Origin of the sequence: Candidatus Cryosericum terrychapinii (assembly GCF_003570925.1) — a bacterium.
Taxonomy (GTDB): domain Bacteria; phylum Caldisericota; class Caldisericia; order Cryosericales; family Cryosericaceae; genus Cryosericum; species Cryosericum terrychapinii.
The window spans coordinates 21,150-40,582 of record NZ_QXIS01000032.1 but is presented as its reverse complement, the minus strand read 5'-3'; the positions used below and the strand labels follow the sequence as shown (position 1 = coordinate 40,582).

Genomic DNA, 19,433 nt, shown 5'->3' with positions numbered 1-19,433 from the left:
CTCATCAACCAGGCTTGTGCCTGACTTGTTTTTACTCAGAAGCCAAGTCCGCTTTCCGTCAAATCCAGGTACACGACACTGTCGTTGGCGTTCTTCTTGTGCCTGATGAAGGTGAGCTCACCATCATGAAGAGCAATCTGACTTTCCACGTTGGCGCCTGTGATCATTGTTCTTTGATTCGTTGCCCTATTCAGTACGAAAATGTCTCCACTATCGAGTCTCGCAACAAGATAGCCATCGGAAGCAACAATATAGTCAGAGATATAGTCATTGGATGCGGCTATCCCGACTTCGGCAGAAGCGCTTGGCATTGCTACAGGGGCAATCACAATCCTCTTATTGGAAGCATAAACTATTTTACTATCTGGCGTGATGGTATAGGTACCAATATATCTCGGGTCTGATGAGTCTTTCCATTGATCAATAACGATCGGCCTAACAGTGGTGGTCGATGGGCCATAGAAATACACCTGATCTTTCATATCACCACTAGCCATTCTTTCTGACGCACCGAACGCAACAGAAGCCCCATCAAGCGCCCACAACTGCGATATTCCAAAACCTTGCAGAGGACTAGTGAAGACATTCTGTTGTTTTCCGTCGTTTAGGTTAACTCGGATGAACCTTGTTCCTCCACCTCCATCACGAAAGATCGTAGAATTGCCACTAACCGCCATCTCTTCGCTCTTTATGACGAGATAAGCATAGTCGCCTTGAAGAAGGGTTTGATTGAACACCGTGAAAACAGTGGTTGTGGGGGAAGTATCTCCACCCCAACTGTAATTGGGAAGCAATTTGATGAATTTATTGCCCTTTCTATTGACCGCAAAACACTCAGAGGGGATCTCGCCCGGGTCTTCCATCACCTGAAGAAGCACCCAACTGTCATTTATCTGCACGTCCAGAATTCTTGCCCAATCCCTATCTATGACGGTTGAGTATTCCAGTTTTCCACTCTTGGCATCATAGATTACGAGATGCTTAGTATTTGCAGCCCCAAAGGCGTTTACGATTATCTTGCCCGTTCCGGTTGAATAGGCGACTTTCCCGTTACAGGCCGCAACAGCGGAAATTGCAGAGAATCGACTTTCCATTTCTTTGAGTTTCAGTGACGAAAAGGCAACGGTCCTTGGGATGAGGAGTCTCTCTTCTTCCTTCTCAAATGCCAGAGAAAGACCTTCGCTATACTCGTACAACTTTGTTGCCGCGTTCCATCTATAGGCTTCGACGGAGATATTGTCGATCACTGCCGGATCTGAAGCACTCTTGTCGATTGTGTATTGGTAGATGACGTGATTGCCTTTCCCATCATCTGCAAAACTCAACTTCACTTCATGCTGGACAGAAGCACCTTTGCCGAAGAACATTTGGGAAAACAATGCATTCTTATCTTTGAAATTTGCAACATTAAGCTTTCCATTTTCTAACTGGCAAATAGCGTAGTCTTCCGTATAAGCTCCACCTGTTTGCAAATCGACAAGAGCTTCAGGAATAGAATCGCCGTTAATATCAATGGTCTGGGCGATAGAGGGCTCTCCCCTTTCCCCAATCGTGGTCATACTAGGGAACGTCCTCTTCAGCATTGCGCTCAACTCTTTGCTGTCATAGAAGGCATATTCGCCATACGAAAGTTGGTCTATAAGCCATGCGCCATTAGCGTTAGTGTTCCTCACCCAAAGCATTATTGGGGTTTCTCCTGCATTGCCGCCTTGGGCCATTTCCACACTCGTCATAAGGATGATTTTTCCTTTTACCTGTATCGTATGGGAATCTAACTTTTCCATAGAAATGATTTCGATTTTTTCAGGCCATGGGCTTGAGACATCTCCTCCAGGCGCTTTAGATGGATCGTTTATCAAATCCAATAGAAGGTTAGAACTTACAAAGGGGGTATAGACTTGTTTTATTTCTTGAGAAACCATTTCCTCGGGATCGGATAGACGAACTTCCTTCAATTTTGAGCCGAAGCTCTCAACAAGAGCAGTTACCTCAGTTCTTTCATCCTTTTTGATCGTGTTTGGATTCATAAAATTCCAGAAGAAGAACCCTGCGACGAAAACAACTACAACCAGTAAAACAATCCCAGTAGCAATTAGAAATCTCTTGTTCATTCTGCGCCTCCAACACGTGTTTTCAATAAACAGCTTATTCGAAAAGATCGGGGGAAGGGAAAGAAATACTCCCTGGTGTACTAATGGAGGAACCTTGCTTTCCCTTTGCATCAAAACTTGTTATCGAAGTCTTGTCTACATGCAAGTTTCCAAGAACCGTTCCGGACGCATCTACAGCATAATACAGAGAGTCCCAGTTGGTATCGGGATACTCAATGATCAACGTACCATTGTCGCTTGCCAGCTGTGCCTGAAGGGGTCCTACAGTTTGTTCATTTGTTGGACCTTTACTGTAAAATTGGGGGAGCAGTATATTAATTTTCTCTGGCAATGTTATTGAGGGTAAGGTCGCTGCCGTATCGACGCAGCCAATTTGTCCGTTATGACTATGAGTAAAGTAGAGGAGGGATCCAACACGGGCAAAGCTTGCTTCCTGATCCGAGATGAAACCTTCGGTAAATGCATCCCTGTTGCCACATCGTATCCACGTCGCCTTCCCATCGCTTATCCGAAGAAGCCATATGCCATCAGACATATTGCTCATCCCTTTGTCTGCTGCCTCAACAAGAATAAAACCATTTGTAATGCTACCGCTTCCATACACCACAACTATCTGCGTCAGATCGGAAGGAACGGCAACCGTCAGTGTTTGTGCCTTTGAACCAGAAGAAATGCTTTGCTCCGTTATGGTAAGAGTCTTGCCATCCAGCGTTTTATATGGCGGCAGAGCGTCCAATTCAAGTGGAACGGCTACAAAAGCATTCTCATCTGAAGCATACCATCGTTTGATTTCCCCATCTTTGGTCGATAAATACTGCATTCCCTCAGCAGGAGTCAGAAGATTCACATCCTTGGATATCGTTGTTATAAGAGGTTTCTTGCTTAGGTAGCTCCATTGTTGAACGACTCGAACAGGTGGACCAGGTTGCCAGCATAGCGGACCCCTGTTATTGATATCGCTCATATAGACAACGGGCGATTCAGATGCCTGCAGTGTGTTCCACCCGACATTCCACGAGAGCGGAACTACATCATATCTTGTTGTGCTGATTTCCCCCATCATGTTGATCTGCGGACCTTCTAGCGAAACAGGCGCCCGCTTAAACTCAACCGCACTAGGAATGTAAACACGCGGATAATCCAGCCAATAAGGTTGGAGAACTCCGGAAATGCTATATTCCTGCCCCGCGATAATCTGGGGATACCCATTACCGCCAAACGCTTCGCTCCCATCGGCAAGCTGGTCTGCCTTGGTTGAGAGCGGTACACAGAGATAGAGATACCCCATATTTCCAGGCCCCTGGTGGCTGAACGAGACAGGAGAGAGTATCTCCACTCTGATAGTTCTCGTGTCCAGAACATTTATGACCTTTACCGTAGCTGAAAAATCCGTAGTGACTGCGTCCATTCCATTCAGGACGAAAGCAGGGACATTCGCTGTTGTGTATATGGTTGTCCCTTTCTTGATCTGCGTGGCCATGTCATCACCGACAGGTACGCTAATTACGGCCCTTCCACTAGGCCGAAACAAAAAATATGCGCCAACAGAGATGCAAAGAAGAAGCACCATGCCGACAACGATAAACCTGACCAATCCGTTCGTATTCATGCTATGCGCCTCCAACACGTGCTTTCAACAAAATTCGTGGACAGGAACCCGGTCACCAGCACCGTCAGCGCGCCATATCCGTACGGCGTCGCAGCGGAGATCATACCCTCCATTACGAGTATGACGCGATACCGACGTTTTGACTAATTTGCAGGGGAAAGATCAGAAATGCCAAAACACTTTTCCCTTCGTCGCACATGGAAAGAACCCAAACAACAGATGCGGAAGCGGGGTAGCGTGCAGGCGCTGCCTGAACGAATATGCCGCCATCACCGCAAACGCTCATCCAGTCCTCCTCTGGGCGAAATGGCAAGACCTTGATGTACAACAGTGGTAACACTTGAATGCCCCAGTCCACCTCAACCTGGAGTGAAACATTGAAGCATTGGCATTTCGTGCCCGGAAACTTACGGAGAGACCTATCAGTTTATCTTCGACAGATACGGGGAAGAGGCCGTGATTTTAGAATCGTCTGAGCTTTAGTTTTTCGAGTCCCATCTTTGAAAACATGAGAGAAGCGTTTATTTCAGCGCCCATCAAAATGATGATGCTACTCACATATAGCCACATGAGCAAGGCAATGATACCGCCAAGGCTTCCGTATACCTTCGAGTAATTGCCCAAGTTATCGACATAATAGGAGAAGGCAATAGAAACGATGACCCAGCCGACGGAAGCAACTACCGCTCCAGGTATGACCTCTCTGAACTTTAATCGACGGTTTGGGGTATTATAGTAAAGGGATATGAAAACAAGGATGGTTGTAATTAGAGCAATGATGTAGCCAACATAGTTCCAAACCTTTAGGGATACATCCGAGAAACCTAAGAAGTGAAAGATTTGCGTTCCCAGAATTTTACCAAAAACGATAAGAATCAAGGAGAATATAATCGCAACGGCAAGTTCAAGTGTAAAATATAGCGAAACAGCTGTTATCTTCCAAGAGCGACGTGTTTCTTCCTGATCATAGGCCCTGTTTATGCCCCGAATAAGAGAAGTAACGCCACTGGCAGACGACCACAATGCGGACAACATGCCAAAAGATAATAGGGCAACACTCCTATTGGCTATTGTCTGATTGACGATATCCCGCAGAATCAAATATGCATTTTCAGGCATAAACGCGGCAAGGACTTGAATACTGTCCTGAAAGTTGATCATAGGCATATAGGTAATAAGTGTAATTACAAATATGAGAAAAGGGAAAAGGGAAAGAAGCAGAAAGAAAGTTGCCTGGGCTCCTATTGAAAGCAGGTCATCATTCATAAATCTGGCATATATATCTTTGAGCAGTTCCCAAGACTTCATCTTATTCATGACATTTTCTCCAAGACAAGAATAGCTGCTATCTGTCAAGAGTACAATTGAATCCCGAAATCTACGTCTGGAATATTGGCACAGTCATTTTGCTAAATTCATCCAATAATCATCTGTATTTCATGATGAACCTGCAAATCTACATTTAGACACCATGCCTCAACGGGTACATTCAACCAGAGCGGTGGACTGGAACCCGGTCACCAGAGCCGTCAGCGCGCTTAGAGGAGATCATGCAGAACAATGTCTTGTTGCCTTGCCGAGTGACCCGGCATAGAATATTGCCATGAAATACTGCGTCATCGATGCGTTTGCAGGCATTCTGGCCAAAGGGCCGGAAGAGGAGGTTTGACATGCCATTGAAGAAGGGGTACGGTAAAAAGACGGTTGGGGAAAACATCAAGACTGAACTCAAGGCTGGCCGTCCTCAGAAACAAGCTATAGCAATTGCACTTTCTGTGGCAAGGAAGGCCAAGAAGAGTCACGGCAAGTAGCAAGACACGCATGGACAGTCCGGAATATCTGGACAAGCTCGTTAGTGCAGACTGGAGCCGCAGGCGAATTGAGCAACGGCTCCAGGATAACCTCACAGAGGCATTGCTATTGTGTTTCAGGAACAATGACGTTGCGTGACGAGGCTTCTCATCATAGAATACTGTTATGAAATACTACGTCATCGACGCGTTTACGGACAAGCTATTTGCCGGGAATCCGGCAGCGGTGTGCCTCTTACAGGAGCCGCTGACGGACGAGGTCATGGCATCCATCGCACGGGAGATGAATCTGTCGGAGACAGCGTTCGTCCTGTGGGAGAACGACGCCTGGCGTCTGCGATGGTTCACACCGACAGTGGAAGTGCCACTATGCGGCCACGGGACCCTCGCTACTGCCCGGGCGCTGCGCGAGGCTGGTATCGTGACAGACGACGAGGTCTACTTCCACAGTCTGAGCGGCGACCTTGCCGCCCGGTACCAGGGCGACTGGATCGAGCTCGACTTCCCATCACTGCCTCCCACGCCTGCGCCCGTCCCCGAAGCGGTCCTCGACGCCCTGAGAATCAAAACGGCACCCCGTTGGAGCGGTGTCAACGATCACGACTATTGGCTGCTCGACCTCGGGTCGGCGGCCGCCGTGCGGGCCCTGACGCCCGACCGTACAGCCACGATGGCAATCGACCTGCCCGGTATCATCGTCACAGGAGCGGGTGATGCGCCGTATGATTTCACGTCCCGCTTTTTCGCGCCCGCCGACGGCATCTTCGAGGACCCAGTCACAGGGTCTGCGCACGCGGCCCTGACACCCTACTGGAGCAACGTCCTCGGCAGGACCGACTTCCTTGCCTTCCAGGCTTCCTCACGCGGGGGCATCCTGAAGGTGCGCCTTGCGGGCGACCGCGTGCTCATCGCAGGCGAAACGGTCGTGGTAGCCGCCGGAGACCTGCGTATTCCCTGAGGCACCACCTGCGAGGTCATGCCTGCAGACGTGAGAAAGGAGTCGACCATGAGCGCCCCGGGACTGACCTTCAGACCCGCGATACCAGACGACGCGCCGTTCGTTGCACCTCTCCTATATGACATCGCACACAGGGACCTCGACGGGCTGTTCACGGGTCTTGCTGCCGAGTTGTCACCTCTCGATGTCGTCGAGAAGTTCTACCGGGCTCCGGGCGGGATGTTCTCCTGGCACAACACAGAACTCGCGCTCCACGATGGTCTCCCAGCCGGCCTTATCACTGCATACAGTGTGGCATCGAGGAATGGCAGCGCAACTTGGCTGGCTCGAGCAACTGGACAGCTGGGAGCCCACGCGCTCGTGCTCCTTGCCTGGCGTGGCGTGGTCGTGGCCAGAGCGCTGCAGCGCAACCTGCCTGGCAGTTGGTACGTTGCTTTCGTTGGTGTGGACCCGCTGCAGCAGTCCCTTGGCATCGGTTCCTCTCTCATCGCGAGATCCATCCAGACGGCCCGCGCGTCAGGGTGTTCCTGCGTCGAGCTGGATGTCGACGTCGACAACCCGCGTGCCCAGGCGCTATACGAGCGGCTCGGATTCCACGTCCTGCACACCGACCGCCGGAGAACATCCTCCATCATGGTCGAGAGTCGCCGAATGGTCCTGCAGCTACAGCAATGAGCCGAACAGATGCATATAGCACTGTTTCGAGGCAGCGGGGAACCGCAGACGGTAGCAGGGCTGGATTCTCGCATGCGCGGGAATGACGCACTGAAGGAGTAGCTCCTGATCGTGTCTTGCCTTGACTTGTGAAGACAATGTGAATATCTTGATAAGAAGAATGTGTGTCATCTGCGTCCTATATGTGACAGGACATTGACACGACACCACCCCAGCACGGGGCAGGCAAGAAGGATGGAGGAGGCACGAACATGGCGCGGGTGACACTGGTCTATCCTGACTATACGACGACACGACTCTACAGCAAACCACAGAAAGTGAGGGTGGACCGCGGGGGTTGGTATGCCGAAGGGCTGGCGGCCCTTTCCGCGACGCTCAAGCAGGCCGGCCATACGGCGAGCCTCCTGCACGTGACCCAGCCACCGACGCGGGAGGATTTCGCCGCGCGTCTGACGGCGACGCATCCTGACATCATCGGATTCTCCGTACGCACCAGCGCCTTCCCGTCAGTCAGCGAGTGGACCGGCTGGGCGAAGGATGCGGTACACGCGTCCATCGTCTGGGGCGGCTATCATGCCTCGCTTGCGCCCGAACGCTGCATGAGCGTCGCGGGTGTGGATGCCGTCCTCCAAGGCGACGGCGACCTGGCGCTACCTCAGCTGGTGGACGCCTGGATCACCAGCAGGACTCCGCAAGGTATTCCCGGCGTCTGGTGGCGCGATGGGCAGGAGCTTCGGCATGAACCGGTCGGCCCGCTGGTAGCAAACCTCGACGAGCTGCCGATCCCCGACTTCAGCTTGTTCGACCGCAGTCGGCTCATTGCCACTCGCACACACACTGCACTCGGCATGTTGTCGCGCGGGTGTCCTTATAGCTGCACCTATTGCACCAACCACGCCTTCCGCTCCCTGTACCCCAATGCGAAGAACTATCATCGGTCACGCACGCCTGAGGGGGCCATCGCCTACATCCAGGCGCTGCGGACCTGGTACCCCGAGGTGCGCGAGCTGCGCTTTCTAGACAACGTCTTCGGTATCTCCGTCGACTGGCTTGCCCGGTTCGGAGAGCTGTACAAGCGCGAGGTCGGCCTCCCGTTCGCCTGCGACCACCGCGCCGAGCTGCTGACCCAGGATACTGTCCAATTACTGGCCGACATGGGTTGCACGCAGGTCTACCTGGGCATCGAGTCGGGCGACGAAGCGCTGCGCCATCGGTCACTGGGCCGCACGATGAGCAACGAGCTCCTGGTCCAGGTGAACGAGCGGCTCCACGCTGCGGGCATTCGCATCTTTGCCTACAACATGGTGGGGCTGCCCGGCGAAACACGCGCCACGGCACTGCTGACCCCCAAGCTCAACGCACAGGCACACACGGACGACGCCTGTATGAGCGTCTTCTCGCCCTATCCTTCCACGGTCCTGTACGACGTCAGCATCAAGGATGGCTCTGTCGTCGAACCCATCGACTACACGCGCCTGACCTTCCTCGACCAGCCTGGCTTCCACGCGGGAGAGGTCGCGTTCATGGCCCTGTCCTTCAACGCGCTGCGCCGATGGTACCGCCGGCATGGCACAGACTCTCGTATGGGTCGCCTGATGGACCGCATCGTCCTGTCGCCCCGTCTGCCCATGCGCGCTATCGTCGCCACCACCGAGCACTGGGAAGGAGAACGAGAGATGATGAAATCCTTCCTGCGCAACCGCGCGCCTGGCGTCTTCCTGTTCCTCAAGCACCTGCTTCGTGGGCACGTCACCCCTGCACCACACGCCGCCGCCCACGGCCATCAAGAAGGACCACCCCGCTCCTGACTCCCTCACGCATATTGCCTCCTCCTTCAGCGCTGCCAAACCCCGGCAGCGCTGAACTATTTCTGGATACCCCTTCAGCAAAATCTAACCCATTGCGTTATAGAGGCGAGGGAGTAAGGCAAATGCGTGTAGAAGGATAGGAAATGACTGAAACGTTCTGGCTTGTTAAGACATTTGACCCAGTAATGGGGGCAACTTCACCGCAAGAAAGGAGTAATACGTGAAACACGTAGAGACGCCGGGGACATCACAGGAGTTACAATGGTAGTCATCCATATGGTTGCAGAAGAGCTAAGACGGCTGCTGTCACGCAGAAGATTCTGGATCCTGGCAGCAGCACTCGCAGCAATTCTCGTATATATCATCAGTCTAAACACAACGCGCGTTCATCCTGGATCGGCACCAGCAGACTTCATGATCGCTCTCATGGCAAATCTCCCATGGGAACTTCCCATCATTACCGGGCTGGCTGTCGGAGATTCCTTTGCGATCGACCGCCATACGTCCTGGGCCACCTTTGTGCTCACGCGGGGGTTGACACGTCGAAGATATATTGTTGCCAAAGGTATTGGGATGGCGATCGCTATCTGTCTGCTTCTGACAATGTCGCTGGCTGTCGCCGCCGTGGCAGCGGCGCACATGAAAGGACTAGCACCCACAGTTAGCACAAGTGAGTTCGCCAATATCAACCCTGCCGATCATGCCTCGTATCTTGCACATCCATGGTGGTTTGCAGCCCAATTCGCAGGAGTTGACCTGCTGGCGGCCGCAGCCTACTCGACGACTGCCCTGCTCCTGGCTGTGTGGGTGCCGATTCCTTTTGTCGTCAGCATTGTTCCCGCACTCGCCATCTTTGTCGCGATGGTCACGATACCTGAAAGTGCTCAGCAGTGGAATCCATCTCGGATTCTGGCACTGGAAAGGGGGACCATGTCGGGTCGGTTTATGTATTTCTTGATCTGGTTGCTGGTAGCGGCCACCGTTGCCATCATTGCCTACGGGAAGCAGGAAGATGCATAGGAGCAATGCGATGAACGAGATGGTCGTGATACTGTACCTTGTTCCAAGGAGGCCCTGACGATGTTTTGCATGATGCGGTACCAGTGTAGTCGGTTGTTTTCCAGCAAGCGATGGCTGTTCGTCCTGGTGATTGATGCATTCCTGGCACTGGCAGTCGTTCTTGACCGTAAGGATAGGATTTCGTACCTTCTCACCAAGTATTACATTTCCGCTCCCGCAAACATCTGGGACGTTCCTGTCCAAATGCTGTGCGCCGATATCATGATGATTATCATTCTGGTTACGACATTCGTGTTCCTTGTTGGCGACGCTTTCCTGAGGGACGAGCACGCCGGCCGGTTGCCCATGCTGGTTTCCCGTACCCGCAACCGGGCAACCTGGTTTGTATCATTGATCCCAGCTTTGTTTCTGGCGGCTGTTGCCTTTGTTGGAGCGGCAGTTGTCATCAGTTTGGGGGTTGCTCTTCTCTTTCTGCCGGCCAGCACGTCGTTCAGTCCCTTCCTGACCAGCACCATAAACCAAGTATATAGCTTCCGTGCCTATCATTTTCTTCCAAACATGCCACTTAGCCCACCCCTGTTCTTCGCAGGCCTCATTGGGTACCTGGCACCGGCCCTGTGTGGCATAGCCCTGCTGTCCGTCGTGATCTCCATATGGTGGCGTCAAACTGTCGCCGTTTTCATCCCGGTTGTCTGGATATTAATGGTAGACATGAGTCTGCAAGGTGGAGTGACCCGTTTTTCGCCAGGAGGCGGCCGATTCTTCTTTTCGACGCAGCTTCAACTCACACAGCACTGGCAATGGGCCGACTCAAAAATAACAGCAGCCCTCTATCCGTTCCCCGTTGCCGCATCTGTCATCGTCTTTGGCATTCTTTGCGTGATATGGTCAGCATTGGGATATTTCTCTGCACGGTATGTAGACCTGTAATGAAAGGAGATATGTCATGGAACATGTATGTGAACTAACAGGGATCTGCAAGCAGTATCGGTCCCGCAAGACAGTGCATGAAGTCCTGCATGATGTCAGCATGACCCTGGATGCAGGGGAAGTCTTTGGATTCATTGGTCCCAACGGAGCAGGGAAGACGACATTGCTCCGTATCATGTGCGGTCTGGCACATCCCACGAAAGGAAAGGTCACGATCCTTGGGACAGACCTGACGGTCAGGAATGCCCAGCTGCCGACAGGGATCGGGGTCCTTGTGGAGTATCCCTCCTTTATCCCCGAGCTGACCGGAAGACGCAACCTGCAACTGCTTGCCTCCATCCGTGGGGTCATCGGCCTTCCGGAAGTTGATGCCACTATGGAACTCATGGGGCTGGACCCAGCCAACAAGACCCCGGCAGGGAGATACTCCCTGGGAATGCGTCAACGCTTGGGGCTCGCCCAGGCCATCATGGAGAAACCACGGCTCCTCCTGCTGGACGAACCTACCAATGGACTGGACCCTCAGGGTGTCGCAGAACTACGCAGTAATATCCGGCATCTGGCAGATCAAGGGGTTGCCATCTTCCTGGCAAGTCATCTCCTTAATGAGGTAGAACAGGTCTGTGACCGCGTGGCCATTGTCAAGCAAGGCCATGTCCTGCGTCAGATGAGCAAGAATGATCCTGTTCCCTACCATGGGTTTGATCTGCAGGTCAGTGGTGCCAAGGACTGGTCACTGGTCCAACAGTGGGCTGCTCAGCATCAGGCAACCCTTTCCCAGAAAGACGGGGTGCAAGGAGGAATGGTTGGTACCGCCGTCCCTGTTCCTGCTGCCCTTCGTGATCTGGTACAGGCAGGAGCCAGCATTGAATCCATCACCCCGGATCGAGACACTCTGGAGACAACCTTCCTGCAAGCGATCCAGGAAGAAAAGAAGTAACTGCGCCTTCGAACTCTGGCAGAACAGTACGCGCAGATCTCGTCAGCAAAAGCAGGCACATTGCGTTATAGAGGTGAAGGGGTGATGTGAATACCTGCAGAGGGTGCAATCGTCGTCAACATAATGCAGTAAACCACTCATAGCCACTCTTTCGAAAGGGCGTAAAACAGATATGAATCAGAAACAACCAGGAAAAACGGACACATACTACGGTTCATCTGCGTTCTATGTTCCAGATCCTCACCAGACACAGCACAGGTCTCCACCGCGGACGCATCGGCGCAGAAAGGGATGCCTGACCGTTGTCCTTGTCCTGATCCTTGCGATCGGATCACTGATGTGGTACCGGTCGCAGGCGGCTGCGCGCGGAGATGTCACGCCTCCGACGCTCAACACGCCGTTCAGTATTCAGCATCCGATCGCCTCCATTCGGGCTCGGGACGCCGAACAGGCAACGTGGAACGCGATATCGGCTCAGGACCCCGCTGCCATGGAACACGAACTGACTCTGGAGGATGCCTTCTTCCGTCGTGCTGCGACACAGACACGGGAGTGGCAAGTCTTGCTGCTGCCAACGCCACAGCAGTTTGTTCCTCCGCTCCTTGGCACGCTTGTCGTCACGTCGCCATTTGGCCTGCGCGAACATCCCATTATTGGCCAGGAGCTTGAGCATCACGGCGTCGACCTGGTTGCGGCAGCCGGTACGCCGGTCATGGCAACCGCGCGTGGTGTTATCGTCTGGCGTGGCAACAAACTGGGATACGGCTACTGCGTCGTCATACGTCACGGGACACACCTGTCCACCATCTACGGCCACCTGAGCCACATTGGCGTGCACACCGGACAATCGGTCAGCAAAGGTGAAGTCATCGGACTGTCAGGTTCTACGGGCTTCAGCACTGGGCCCCATCTGCACTTCGAAATACGCCGCGACGGAACACCCGTCGACCCGTTGATGCTGCTGCCCCGTTCCGGAAGCTGAACGGCTGCACGCTGGCTGGAATTCATGGTACACTGCGAGAGGTGAAACCAACATGACGACGAGACGACATATGAAGAAGAAACTCCGAACTGCACTGATTGTACTTGCACCACTGGTAACGCTCGTCATTCTGCTGCTGGCATGGCGGCCTTGGTACACACCAAAGCCCCGTCCTGTGCTTGACCCCTGGGTACACATTTCGTATTCTCACGAGGAATTGCAACAAGCCCAGAAATTGGCAGACAGCGGCAAACGTTCTGACCTTCTGGATCCACGGAAGACCCTGACCTCTTTTGTTGCAACGGATGCTTCGGGAGAGGGTTCTTTCGATCTACACACTCAAAACTTAAACATCACACACGTTCAGTCCATCCAGGATGAGGGAAAGGATCCAAAGAATGGAGATCGTTTGTTTCTGGTAACATTTTCACAGCAAAAGGACGTCGTCGTCTTCAGGCTGCGGCAACTCCTTGGCACAGAGCAGACCAAGATCTGGTCCGTCATCGGCTATCTGATCACTTCAAGTTCCTCTTCACGTGTCTCCTATAGCACAACTTGGCAGGAATCTGGCGGTCCCAGTGGTCAATGACTTCAGCTGGGCTAGCTGCCCTGCTTATCTACAACAGCATATGCTCCGGCAAAGTCGCTGATCACCAGTCCTTTTAACTGAGTTGTGTTGACGACTTGGACGACGCGTCCTTCGACAGTATTCACGATTGCTGTCAGATCGGGATCGGTCTCGCTGACTTGCTGCAAGCGTACGGCAACGAACGTTCCTGAGGCAGCAGGCTGTTGTGAAGAAGAGGACGCACGAGTTGTGGACTGGAGATGATACACAGTCAGGGAAGAGACCGCTACTGCCTGACGGCCGCTCTCTTGCACTACAGGATCGGCCATGGCAATTTGCCGCGCCAGCTCCAGTCGGACAAAGAGAGGGATGGACGGCTCCTGCGTATGCGTGTCGCTCGGGACGCTCATCCCAACGACTCCTACCAGGGACTTCGAATGAGGGTCAACAAGAATGTACCCATCCGTACCGCGCACTGTCGCGCGGACCAAGCCTGTTGCAGAATCCCGCCTTGCATCGGTGACCACAGCCAAACGTGCTCCAGGGGTGACCAGCGCAATCAGGTTGTTCCACGTCTGGCGTAGCGGTGACTCTACCAAGTCAGAGCTGGATGTTCCTTTTTGCGTCTCCTGCAGCAGGCGGACGCTGTCGGGTAGCTGTGCAGTAGCATGGATGGCCGTGCGCAGGGGTGCCGTCTGGGTCCACCAGAGGACAACCAGCACGATGGCGAGAGCGGGACCCAACGTCAGACGCCAATGCTGCACATGGCGGCGGTGTACCCCCACCCGGTCGGCATATGCAACGAGACGCCGCCGACTGGCCTCAGCCCACAACGGGTCGACCTTCGACTCCCAGTCCACGTTCTCGAGCAGATGTTCCAGTTCTTTTTGAGTCATTCTCTCACCTCCTCTTCATGAGGACAACGCAACCCGCCCGGATTTGCTGAAATGCCGGCACGCAACACACGAAAGGCATGCTGAAGAGCGTTGCTGACCTGCTTTGCGCTGCAACCGAGCATCGGTGCGATCTCCCGTGGTGTCAATCCCTCGCCGTAGCGCAGCATGACACACTCTCGGTCGAAGGGTGCCAGCTTCTCGGCGGCAACACGCAATTCGCCGGCATGACCCTGAGCCTCCGCGACCAAGTCGTCGTAGTCGGGGTCGGCGTCATCATCACCAATGCGAGCAGTTGCCAAATATCTGTCTGCGCTGCGGCGATGGCGGAACCATGACATGGCCTCGTTGTTGGCGACACGGAAGAGCCACTGCACCAAGGGTGCTCTGCCGCGTGCAAGTTTCGGAAGGTTGTCCACCATCTTGACGAACACGGCTTCAGTCAGTTCCTCCGCGAGGTCTCGGTCCATCACCGTGCGGATGAGACATGCGAAGATGCGGTCGCGATATCGATCGTACAGCACGGCTACTGCTCCGGTGTCGCTTAGTGCCTCCTTCAGGAGATCTTGATCGGACTTGCCCTCCACCACGCTCACCCCCGCCACAATTGACAGTATAGCCGGTTTGCCTGGGCCGTCACTCTTGCTCAGACCGCTCTGACGCGTAGACTGAGAAGTCAGGAGGCATTACAATGGCGACAGAGATGATCAGACTGCACATAGAGGAGACCGGCGAGGACGTCCTGTGCCCGCGAGGGGTCCGTCTGGACTCGCTGGCAAAGGATTACGCAGCATACCACACGTCACGCATCATGGCGGCACGCGTCAACAACGACATCCGTGAGCTGTTCAAGACGCTGAAGCACGACGCCACCATCCGCTTCATCGACATGAGCGTCGAAGACGGCGCACGCATCTACCAGCGCGGTCTCGTGTTTATCCTGTACGCTGCAGCACGTGACCTCTTTCCCGACCGGAGGCTCCGGGTCCTTCATTCGCTGGGACAGGGCCTATTCTGCGACTTCCGCGAGACGCGCGTGACCGACGACGAGATCGCTCAGATCAAGCAGCGCATGCACGAGCTCATCGACCAAGACGTAGAGTACCAGAAGAAGGAACTGTACAAGTGGGACGCCCTGCAGCTGCTGGAGAACCTGGGCATGCACGACAAAGCCGAGCTGCTACGCTACCGCAGTAAGTCCACCGTCAACATCTACTACCTGGGCAAGCACCCCAACTACTTCTACGGCTTCATGCCACACAGCACCGGTGATACTCCGCTCTTCGACCTCATCCCCTACCGTACCGGCATGGTGCTCGTCTTCCCCGGCATCACCAGTCCCACCGCTCTGCCGGACTACGTGCCTCAGGCCAAGCTGGCCGACATCTTCGACGAGGCAGAGGAGTGGGGACGCATCATCGGCGTGGAAACGGCAGGAGACCTCAACAGTGTCGTTGCCAGCGGCCGCACCCGCGAGCTCATCATGGTGAGCGAGATGCTGCATGAGAAAAAGATCGCGCAGCTGGCCGATCGCGTTACGGCCTCGGGAGCCCACCTGGTCCTCATTGCGGGCCCGTCCTCGTCCGGGAAGACGACGTTCAGTAAGCGGCTGGCCCTGCAGCTCAGGGTCAACGGCTTCGACCCTCATGCCATTTCGCTGGACGACTACTTCGTCGACCGCGACAAGAACCCCCTGGACCCGGAGGGCAAGCCTGACTTCGAGTGCCTGGAGTCGCTCAACACGGTGCGGTTCAACAACGACCTCAACCGTATCCTGGCCGGGGAGACTGTCACCCGACCGAAGTACAGCTTCAAGACCGGGACCTCCACCGAAACTGGCGATACCATCGTCCCCAACAACCGTACCATCCTCGTCGTCGAGGGTATCCATGGCCTGAACCCGAAGCTGACATCCCAGATACCGGACAGCGCCAAGTATCGCATCTACGTCTCGGCCCTCACCTTCCTCAATCTGGACGCCGACAACCGAATCCCGACGACCGACGTGCGCATCCTGCGGCGTATGGTGCGTGACCACAACTTCCGTGGGTACTCAGCCCTTCAGACCCTGCAGATATGGCACTCGGTCCGCATGGGTGAGGAACGGCACATCTTCCCCTTCCAGGAGAACGCCGACGCCATGTTCAACTCATCGCTCGTGTACGAGCTAGCCTTCCTCAAAAACTATGCCATGCAGCTTCTGCTGCAGATCGACAACACGGTGCCCGAGTATTCCGAGGCACGCCGGCTGATCCGGTTCCTTGACTACTTTCTGCCGGTAATGGACATCGACGTCATTCCCAGCACGTCCATCATCCGCGAGTTCATCGGCAACAGCTACTTCAACTACTAAGCGGAGAGACTTATGCACACTGACCGAATCATGCAACTGGCACTCGATATGGCAGGACTCACGGAGGTCCCGGAGGACACGCAAGTATATGTACCCGGGAAGATCACAAAGGCACTGGTGTGCATCGACGCCGATACCGGTCTACTGAGCATCGCTCGCGACCTGGGATACGATGGCGTCATCGTGCACCACCCTCAGGGAGACGAGGCCATGCTGAACCTGCACCTCGTCATGAACCGGCAACTGCTAACCCTCACGAAAGCAGGTGTACTGGAGGACGAGGCACGTGAGGCCCTGCGATCCCGGCAGTTCGGTGTCGAACGAAACAACCACATGCGCAACTGGGACTACATGCCCAGCGTCGCCCGCCTCATGAGGATGCCGTTCATGAACATCCACTATCCCTGCGACCTCATGATGGAACGCATCGTGGACGTCCACGTTCAGCAGCGCCTGACCGAGACTGGCCCTGCAGCGACCGTACAGGACCTCACCGACATCCTGCTGGAAATTCCTGAATTCGCGCATGCGAAGACGCGTCCCGCGGTGGTCGTCGGAGACCCCGCTGCGCCCGCCGGCAAGGTCGTCACGGCCTTTGCTGGTGGTACCAATGGTGGCTCGGCCGTCGTGGAAGCGTACTGGCGCCATGGCGTCGGGACTGTGATGACCCTGCACATGGAGGTCGCCGACATCCTGAACCTGCGCCAGTCGGAGGTCAAAGGGACGCTCGTCGTCGCCGGGCACATGGCCTGCGATTCCGTGGGACTCAATGCGCTCATCCGGGTTCTGCGGGCAAACGGGCTCGACCTGACACCAATGGGCGGCATCGTGCCAGGGGTGTAAGGACCGCGATGTTGACACCTGCTTCACTTGTTTATTAGAATAACTACATATACTTTCTTGCTGAGAGCCCGTTGTGCGTCGGCAGGAAAGGGTGAGATATGCTGAATACGTTCATTATAACGCTTCGAGAGGGAGTAGAGATAGCGGTCGTGCTAGCTATCATTTTGGCCTACCTGCGTCAATTGGGCGCCAGCCGGTCTGCGAGCAAGGTATGGCTGGGGACAGCGGCGGCGGCGATTGTCAGCATTGCGGCAGCCGTTGGTATCTTCGCCGTCCTGCACACGACGAAGGTCGAAGGCTTCCAGGCGCCCCTCGAGGGAAGTCTGAAGCTCCTGGCGGTCATCATCCTGACGTGGATGACCCTGTGGATGAAGCGCGAGTCGGCAACGATCGGCTCCAGCCTGCGGCAACGCGTGCTGCATGCCGTCAGCGACGGTTCCGTGTGGACACTCGCCTCACTCGCGTTCATCTCGGTCATTCGGGAGGGCATCGAGACCGTCCTCTTCGTCGTCGGCTCCACACAGCAGGCCAGTCCAGCTGCAACCATCAGCGGTGCCGTCCTCGGCTTCGCCGTCGCCGCCATTCTTGGCTGGATCGTTTACGGCGGCAGCAGGCGGCTGGCTCTCAAGCCGTTTTTCACCGTTATGAGCGTCCTCCTCATCGTCATGGCCGCTGGTCTCCTGGTCGGGGGTGTTGGCGAGTTCCAGGGCCTTGGACTTCTGCCGACAGGAATCGCCCCTCTCTGGTCCACGCGCGCTCTGCTGAGTGACACGGGTATCGTCGGTGGACTGCTGGGCTCTGTCTTTGGCTACGTCGACAGCCCCAATCTCGTCCAAGTCGTCGCATGGATTGCCTACCTGGCTGGAGCGCTGTGGGCCTACTTTCGCCCAACAACGTCAGCATCGATGGCCTCAAAGCAGTCAACTTGAGAACTTTCTGACCTCAGTGCAGAGCGTTATGCACTAAGGACGCGGTCACTGGATGACCGCCCCCTGCTCGGTTGTCTCGATGGGAGGCAGCCACTCCAGCGGATTGGTCGGTTCGCCATCCTGGCGCACCTCAAAGTGAAGGTGGGGACCAGTGCTGAAGCCCGTGTCGCCCGTATACCCGAGAAGCTGCCCTTTCTTGACGCGTTCGTAGGGGTGGACCGCGAACTTCCACAGGTGACCATAGACGGTGGCAATACCTCCACCGTGCAGAACGACGACCATGTTGCCATAGGTAGTCTTGCTACCGATGTACAGGACGACCCCATCAGCGGGCGCAAGGATGGGTGAGCCGTAGTGAGCGCGCAGATCGACGCCCCGGTGGAACGTCTCTTCACCGATGATGGGGTGCATGCGTTCCCCATAGGGTGAGGTGACCTTCATGGGTCCCGTCAGCGGCCATGCCAGCTCCGCCACGGGTTGGAGCTGCGATGCGACCGCCGGGTCACATCCCGCGATGACCGACCGGATGAGCTGATCTTCGCGGTTACTCTGGCGTATCATGGCCTCGTGGTCTCCGGCCTTAACCGCAGCCACGTCCGCCGCCTCTTCAGCCTCGGCCGTCTGCAGAATACGCTCCTGTTGTGCCACCTGGGCATTACAAGCGACGTCGACCTCCTGCCACAGGAGATGTTGTCTGGCCTGCCAGATGTCCGGGGACTGCACGTAGGCGACTGTCTGACGCTGGTCGGCACGGTTACGGCTGAATCCAACCAAAACGACGACTGCCGCCGCAACTGCTATCACCAGCAGGATCCATCCCGCTGCCTTGTGCGTTCTCACTCTGTGGACCTCCACGTTCACGGCACAGACTCATCTGGGCCTAACCTTTTAGTATATGGCACTCACCAGCCTGGACAACGGCAATAAGGTCAAAGATGGATTCCCACATACGCGGGAATGACGGATACAGGAGAAACACGTTCCCCTGTGCGGGAATGACAAT

At 55.0% G+C, this 19,433-nt stretch carries 18 protein-coding genes; 12 read left to right on the top strand and 6 right to left on the bottom strand.

Annotated features, from left to right (window positions below; all coding sequences use genetic code 11):
* Positions 1 to 35 precede the first annotated feature (35 nt).
* From SMC7_RS05350 to SMC7_RS05340, 3 genes are all read right to left on the bottom strand, one after another.
* The gene (locus tag SMC7_RS05350) at positions 36 to 2,111 is read right to left on the bottom strand and encodes a hypothetical protein (protein WP_119089323.1); all 2,076 of its coding nucleotides are present in this window, start codon (positions 2,109 to 2,111) and stop codon (positions 36 to 38) included.
* A gap of 34 nt (positions 2,112 to 2,145) precedes the next feature.
* Positions 2,146 to 3,720, bottom strand: coding sequence for a hypothetical protein (locus SMC7_RS05345; protein WP_119089322.1), 1,575 nt, complete (start codon positions 3,718 to 3,720; stop codon positions 2,146 to 2,148).
* Positions 3,721 to 4,182: 462 nt separating this feature from the next.
* Entirely contained in the window at positions 4,183 to 5,037 is an 855-nt protein-coding gene (locus SMC7_RS05340; protein WP_119089321.1) for a YihY/virulence factor BrkB family protein, read from the bottom strand.
* Positions 5,038 to 5,390: 353 nt separating this feature from the next.
* On the opposite strand from SMC7_RS05340, the gene SMC7_RS07375 reads away from it, so the two are divergent.
* The 9 genes from SMC7_RS07375 to SMC7_RS05300 all read left to right on the top strand — a co-directional run bounded on the left by SMC7_RS07375 (position 5,391) and on the right by SMC7_RS05300 (position 13,433).
* Positions 5,391 to 5,531, top strand: coding sequence for a hypothetical protein (locus SMC7_RS07375; RefSeq protein ID WP_165845166.1), 141 nt, complete (start codon positions 5,391 to 5,393; stop codon positions 5,529 to 5,531).
* A gap of 166 nt (positions 5,532 to 5,697) precedes the next feature.
* Positions 5,698 to 6,489, top strand: a complete 792-nt coding sequence (locus SMC7_RS05335) for a PhzF family phenazine biosynthesis protein (RefSeq protein ID WP_119089320.1) — start codon at positions 5,698 to 5,700, stop codon at positions 6,487 to 6,489.
* Positions 6,490 to 6,537: 48 nt separating this feature from the next.
* Complete coding sequence (locus SMC7_RS05330) at positions 6,538 to 7,164, top strand: GNAT family N-acetyltransferase (protein WP_165845165.1); 627 nt, start codon at positions 6,538 to 6,540, stop codon at positions 7,162 to 7,164.
* 251 nt (positions 7,165 to 7,415) lie between these two features.
* A complete protein-coding gene (locus tag SMC7_RS05325) occupies positions 7,416 to 8,972 on the top strand; it encodes a B12-binding domain-containing radical SAM protein (RefSeq protein WP_119089318.1) in 1,557 nt (518 codons plus the stop codon).
* A gap of 261 nt (positions 8,973 to 9,233) precedes the next feature.
* Positions 9,234 to 9,992, top strand: a complete 759-nt coding sequence (locus SMC7_RS05320) for a hypothetical protein (protein WP_119089317.1) — start codon at positions 9,234 to 9,236, stop codon at positions 9,990 to 9,992.
* Between the two features lie 60 nt (positions 9,993 to 10,052).
* Positions 10,053 to 10,922: a hypothetical protein gene (locus SMC7_RS05315; RefSeq protein WP_119089316.1), complete on the top strand. Its 870-nt coding sequence runs from the start codon at positions 10,053 to 10,055 to the stop codon at positions 10,920 to 10,922.
* A gap of 16 nt (positions 10,923 to 10,938) precedes the next feature.
* On the top strand, positions 10,939 to 11,862 hold the full coding sequence (locus SMC7_RS05310) for an ABC transporter ATP-binding protein (RefSeq protein ID WP_119089315.1): 924 nt from the start codon (positions 10,939 to 10,941) through the stop codon (positions 11,860 to 11,862).
* 172 nt (positions 11,863 to 12,034) lie between these two features.
* The gene (locus tag SMC7_RS05305) at positions 12,035 to 12,844 is read left to right on the top strand and encodes a M23 family metallopeptidase (RefSeq protein WP_119089314.1); all 810 of its coding nucleotides are present in this window, start codon (positions 12,035 to 12,037) and stop codon (positions 12,842 to 12,844) included.
* Positions 12,845 to 12,914: 70 nt separating this feature from the next.
* Positions 12,915 to 13,433, top strand: coding sequence for a hypothetical protein (locus SMC7_RS05300; protein WP_119089313.1), 519 nt, complete (start codon positions 12,915 to 12,917; stop codon positions 13,431 to 13,433).
* 11 nt (positions 13,434 to 13,444) lie between these two features.
* Here the strand turns inward: SMC7_RS05300 and SMC7_RS05295 are convergent, their stop codons facing one another.
* Both SMC7_RS05295 and SMC7_RS05290 read right to left on the bottom strand, forming a co-directional pair.
* Complete coding sequence (locus SMC7_RS05295) at positions 13,445 to 14,308, bottom strand: hypothetical protein (protein ID WP_119089312.1); 864 nt, start codon at positions 14,306 to 14,308, stop codon at positions 13,445 to 13,447.
* Positions 14,305 to 14,901: an RNA polymerase sigma factor gene (locus SMC7_RS05290; protein WP_165845164.1), complete on the bottom strand. Its 597-nt coding sequence runs from the start codon at positions 14,899 to 14,901 to the stop codon at positions 14,305 to 14,307. The genes SMC7_RS05295 and SMC7_RS05290 overlap by 4 nt, the downstream gene beginning before the upstream one ends.
* Before the next feature lie 95 nt (positions 14,902 to 14,996).
* Here SMC7_RS05290 and SMC7_RS05285 point away from each other — a divergent pair, with 95 nt between their 5' ends.
* The 3 genes from SMC7_RS05285 to SMC7_RS05275 all read left to right on the top strand — a co-directional run bounded on the left by SMC7_RS05285 (position 14,997) and on the right by SMC7_RS05275 (position 18,430).
* A complete protein-coding gene (locus SMC7_RS05285) occupies positions 14,997 to 16,658 on the top strand; it encodes a nucleoside kinase (protein WP_119089310.1) in 1,662 nt (553 codons plus the stop codon).
* 12 nt (positions 16,659 to 16,670) lie between these two features.
* Positions 16,671 to 17,501, top strand: coding sequence for a hypothetical protein (locus tag SMC7_RS05280; RefSeq protein WP_119089309.1), 831 nt, complete (start codon positions 16,671 to 16,673; stop codon positions 17,499 to 17,501).
* Between the two features lie 98 nt (positions 17,502 to 17,599).
* Positions 17,600 to 18,430: an FTR1 family iron permease gene (locus SMC7_RS05275; RefSeq protein WP_119089308.1), complete on the top strand. Its 831-nt coding sequence runs from the start codon at positions 17,600 to 17,602 to the stop codon at positions 18,428 to 18,430.
* 45 nt (positions 18,431 to 18,475) lie between these two features.
* On the opposite strand, the gene SMC7_RS05270 is transcribed toward SMC7_RS05275, so the two are convergent.
* The gene (locus SMC7_RS05270) at positions 18,476 to 19,270 is read right to left on the bottom strand and encodes a M23 family metallopeptidase (protein WP_119089307.1); all 795 of its coding nucleotides are present in this window, start codon (positions 19,268 to 19,270) and stop codon (positions 18,476 to 18,478) included.
* Positions 19,271 to 19,433: the final 163 nt, after the last annotated feature.

Excerpts from the sequence above, each read along its gene's own strand:
- SMC7_RS05350 (WP_119089323.1), bottom strand. The coding sequence starts at position 2,111 with ATGAACAAGAGATTTCTAATTGCTACTGGGATTGTTTTACTGGTTGTA.
- SMC7_RS05345 (WP_119089322.1), bottom strand. The coding sequence starts at position 3,720 with ATGAATACGAACGGATTGGTCAGGTTTATCGTTGTCGGCATGGTGCTT.
- SMC7_RS05340 (WP_119089321.1), bottom strand. The coding sequence starts at position 5,037 with ATGAATAAGATGAAGTCTTGGGAACTGCTCAAAGATATATATGCCAGA.
- SMC7_RS07375 (WP_165845166.1), top strand. The coding sequence starts at position 5,391 with ATGCCATTGAAGAAGGGGTACGGTAAAAAGACGGTTGGGGAAAACATC.
- SMC7_RS05335 (WP_119089320.1), top strand. The coding sequence starts at position 5,698 with ATGAAATACTACGTCATCGACGCGTTTACGGACAAGCTATTTGCCGGG.
- SMC7_RS05330 (WP_165845165.1), top strand. The coding sequence starts at position 6,538 with ATGAGCGCCCCGGGACTGACCTTCAGACCCGCGATACCAGACGACGCG.
- SMC7_RS05325 (WP_119089318.1), top strand. The coding sequence starts at position 7,416 with ATGGCGCGGGTGACACTGGTCTATCCTGACTATACGACGACACGACTC.
- SMC7_RS05320 (WP_119089317.1), top strand. The coding sequence starts at position 9,234 with ATGGTAGTCATCCATATGGTTGCAGAAGAGCTAAGACGGCTGCTGTCA.
- SMC7_RS05315 (WP_119089316.1), top strand. The coding sequence starts at position 10,053 with ATGTTTTGCATGATGCGGTACCAGTGTAGTCGGTTGTTTTCCAGCAAG.
- SMC7_RS05310 (WP_119089315.1), top strand. The coding sequence starts at position 10,939 with ATGGAACATGTATGTGAACTAACAGGGATCTGCAAGCAGTATCGGTCC.
- SMC7_RS05305 (WP_119089314.1), top strand. The coding sequence starts at position 12,035 with ATGAATCAGAAACAACCAGGAAAAACGGACACATACTACGGTTCATCT.
- SMC7_RS05300 (WP_119089313.1), top strand. The coding sequence starts at position 12,915 with ATGAAGAAGAAACTCCGAACTGCACTGATTGTACTTGCACCACTGGTA.
- SMC7_RS05295 (WP_119089312.1), bottom strand. The coding sequence starts at position 14,308 with ATGACTCAAAAAGAACTGGAACATCTGCTCGAGAACGTGGACTGGGAG.
- SMC7_RS05285 (WP_119089310.1), top strand. The coding sequence starts at position 14,997 with ATGGCGACAGAGATGATCAGACTGCACATAGAGGAGACCGGCGAGGAC.
- SMC7_RS05280 (WP_119089309.1), top strand. The coding sequence starts at position 16,671 with ATGCACACTGACCGAATCATGCAACTGGCACTCGATATGGCAGGACTC.
- SMC7_RS05275 (WP_119089308.1), top strand. The coding sequence starts at position 17,600 with ATGCTGAATACGTTCATTATAACGCTTCGAGAGGGAGTAGAGATAGCG.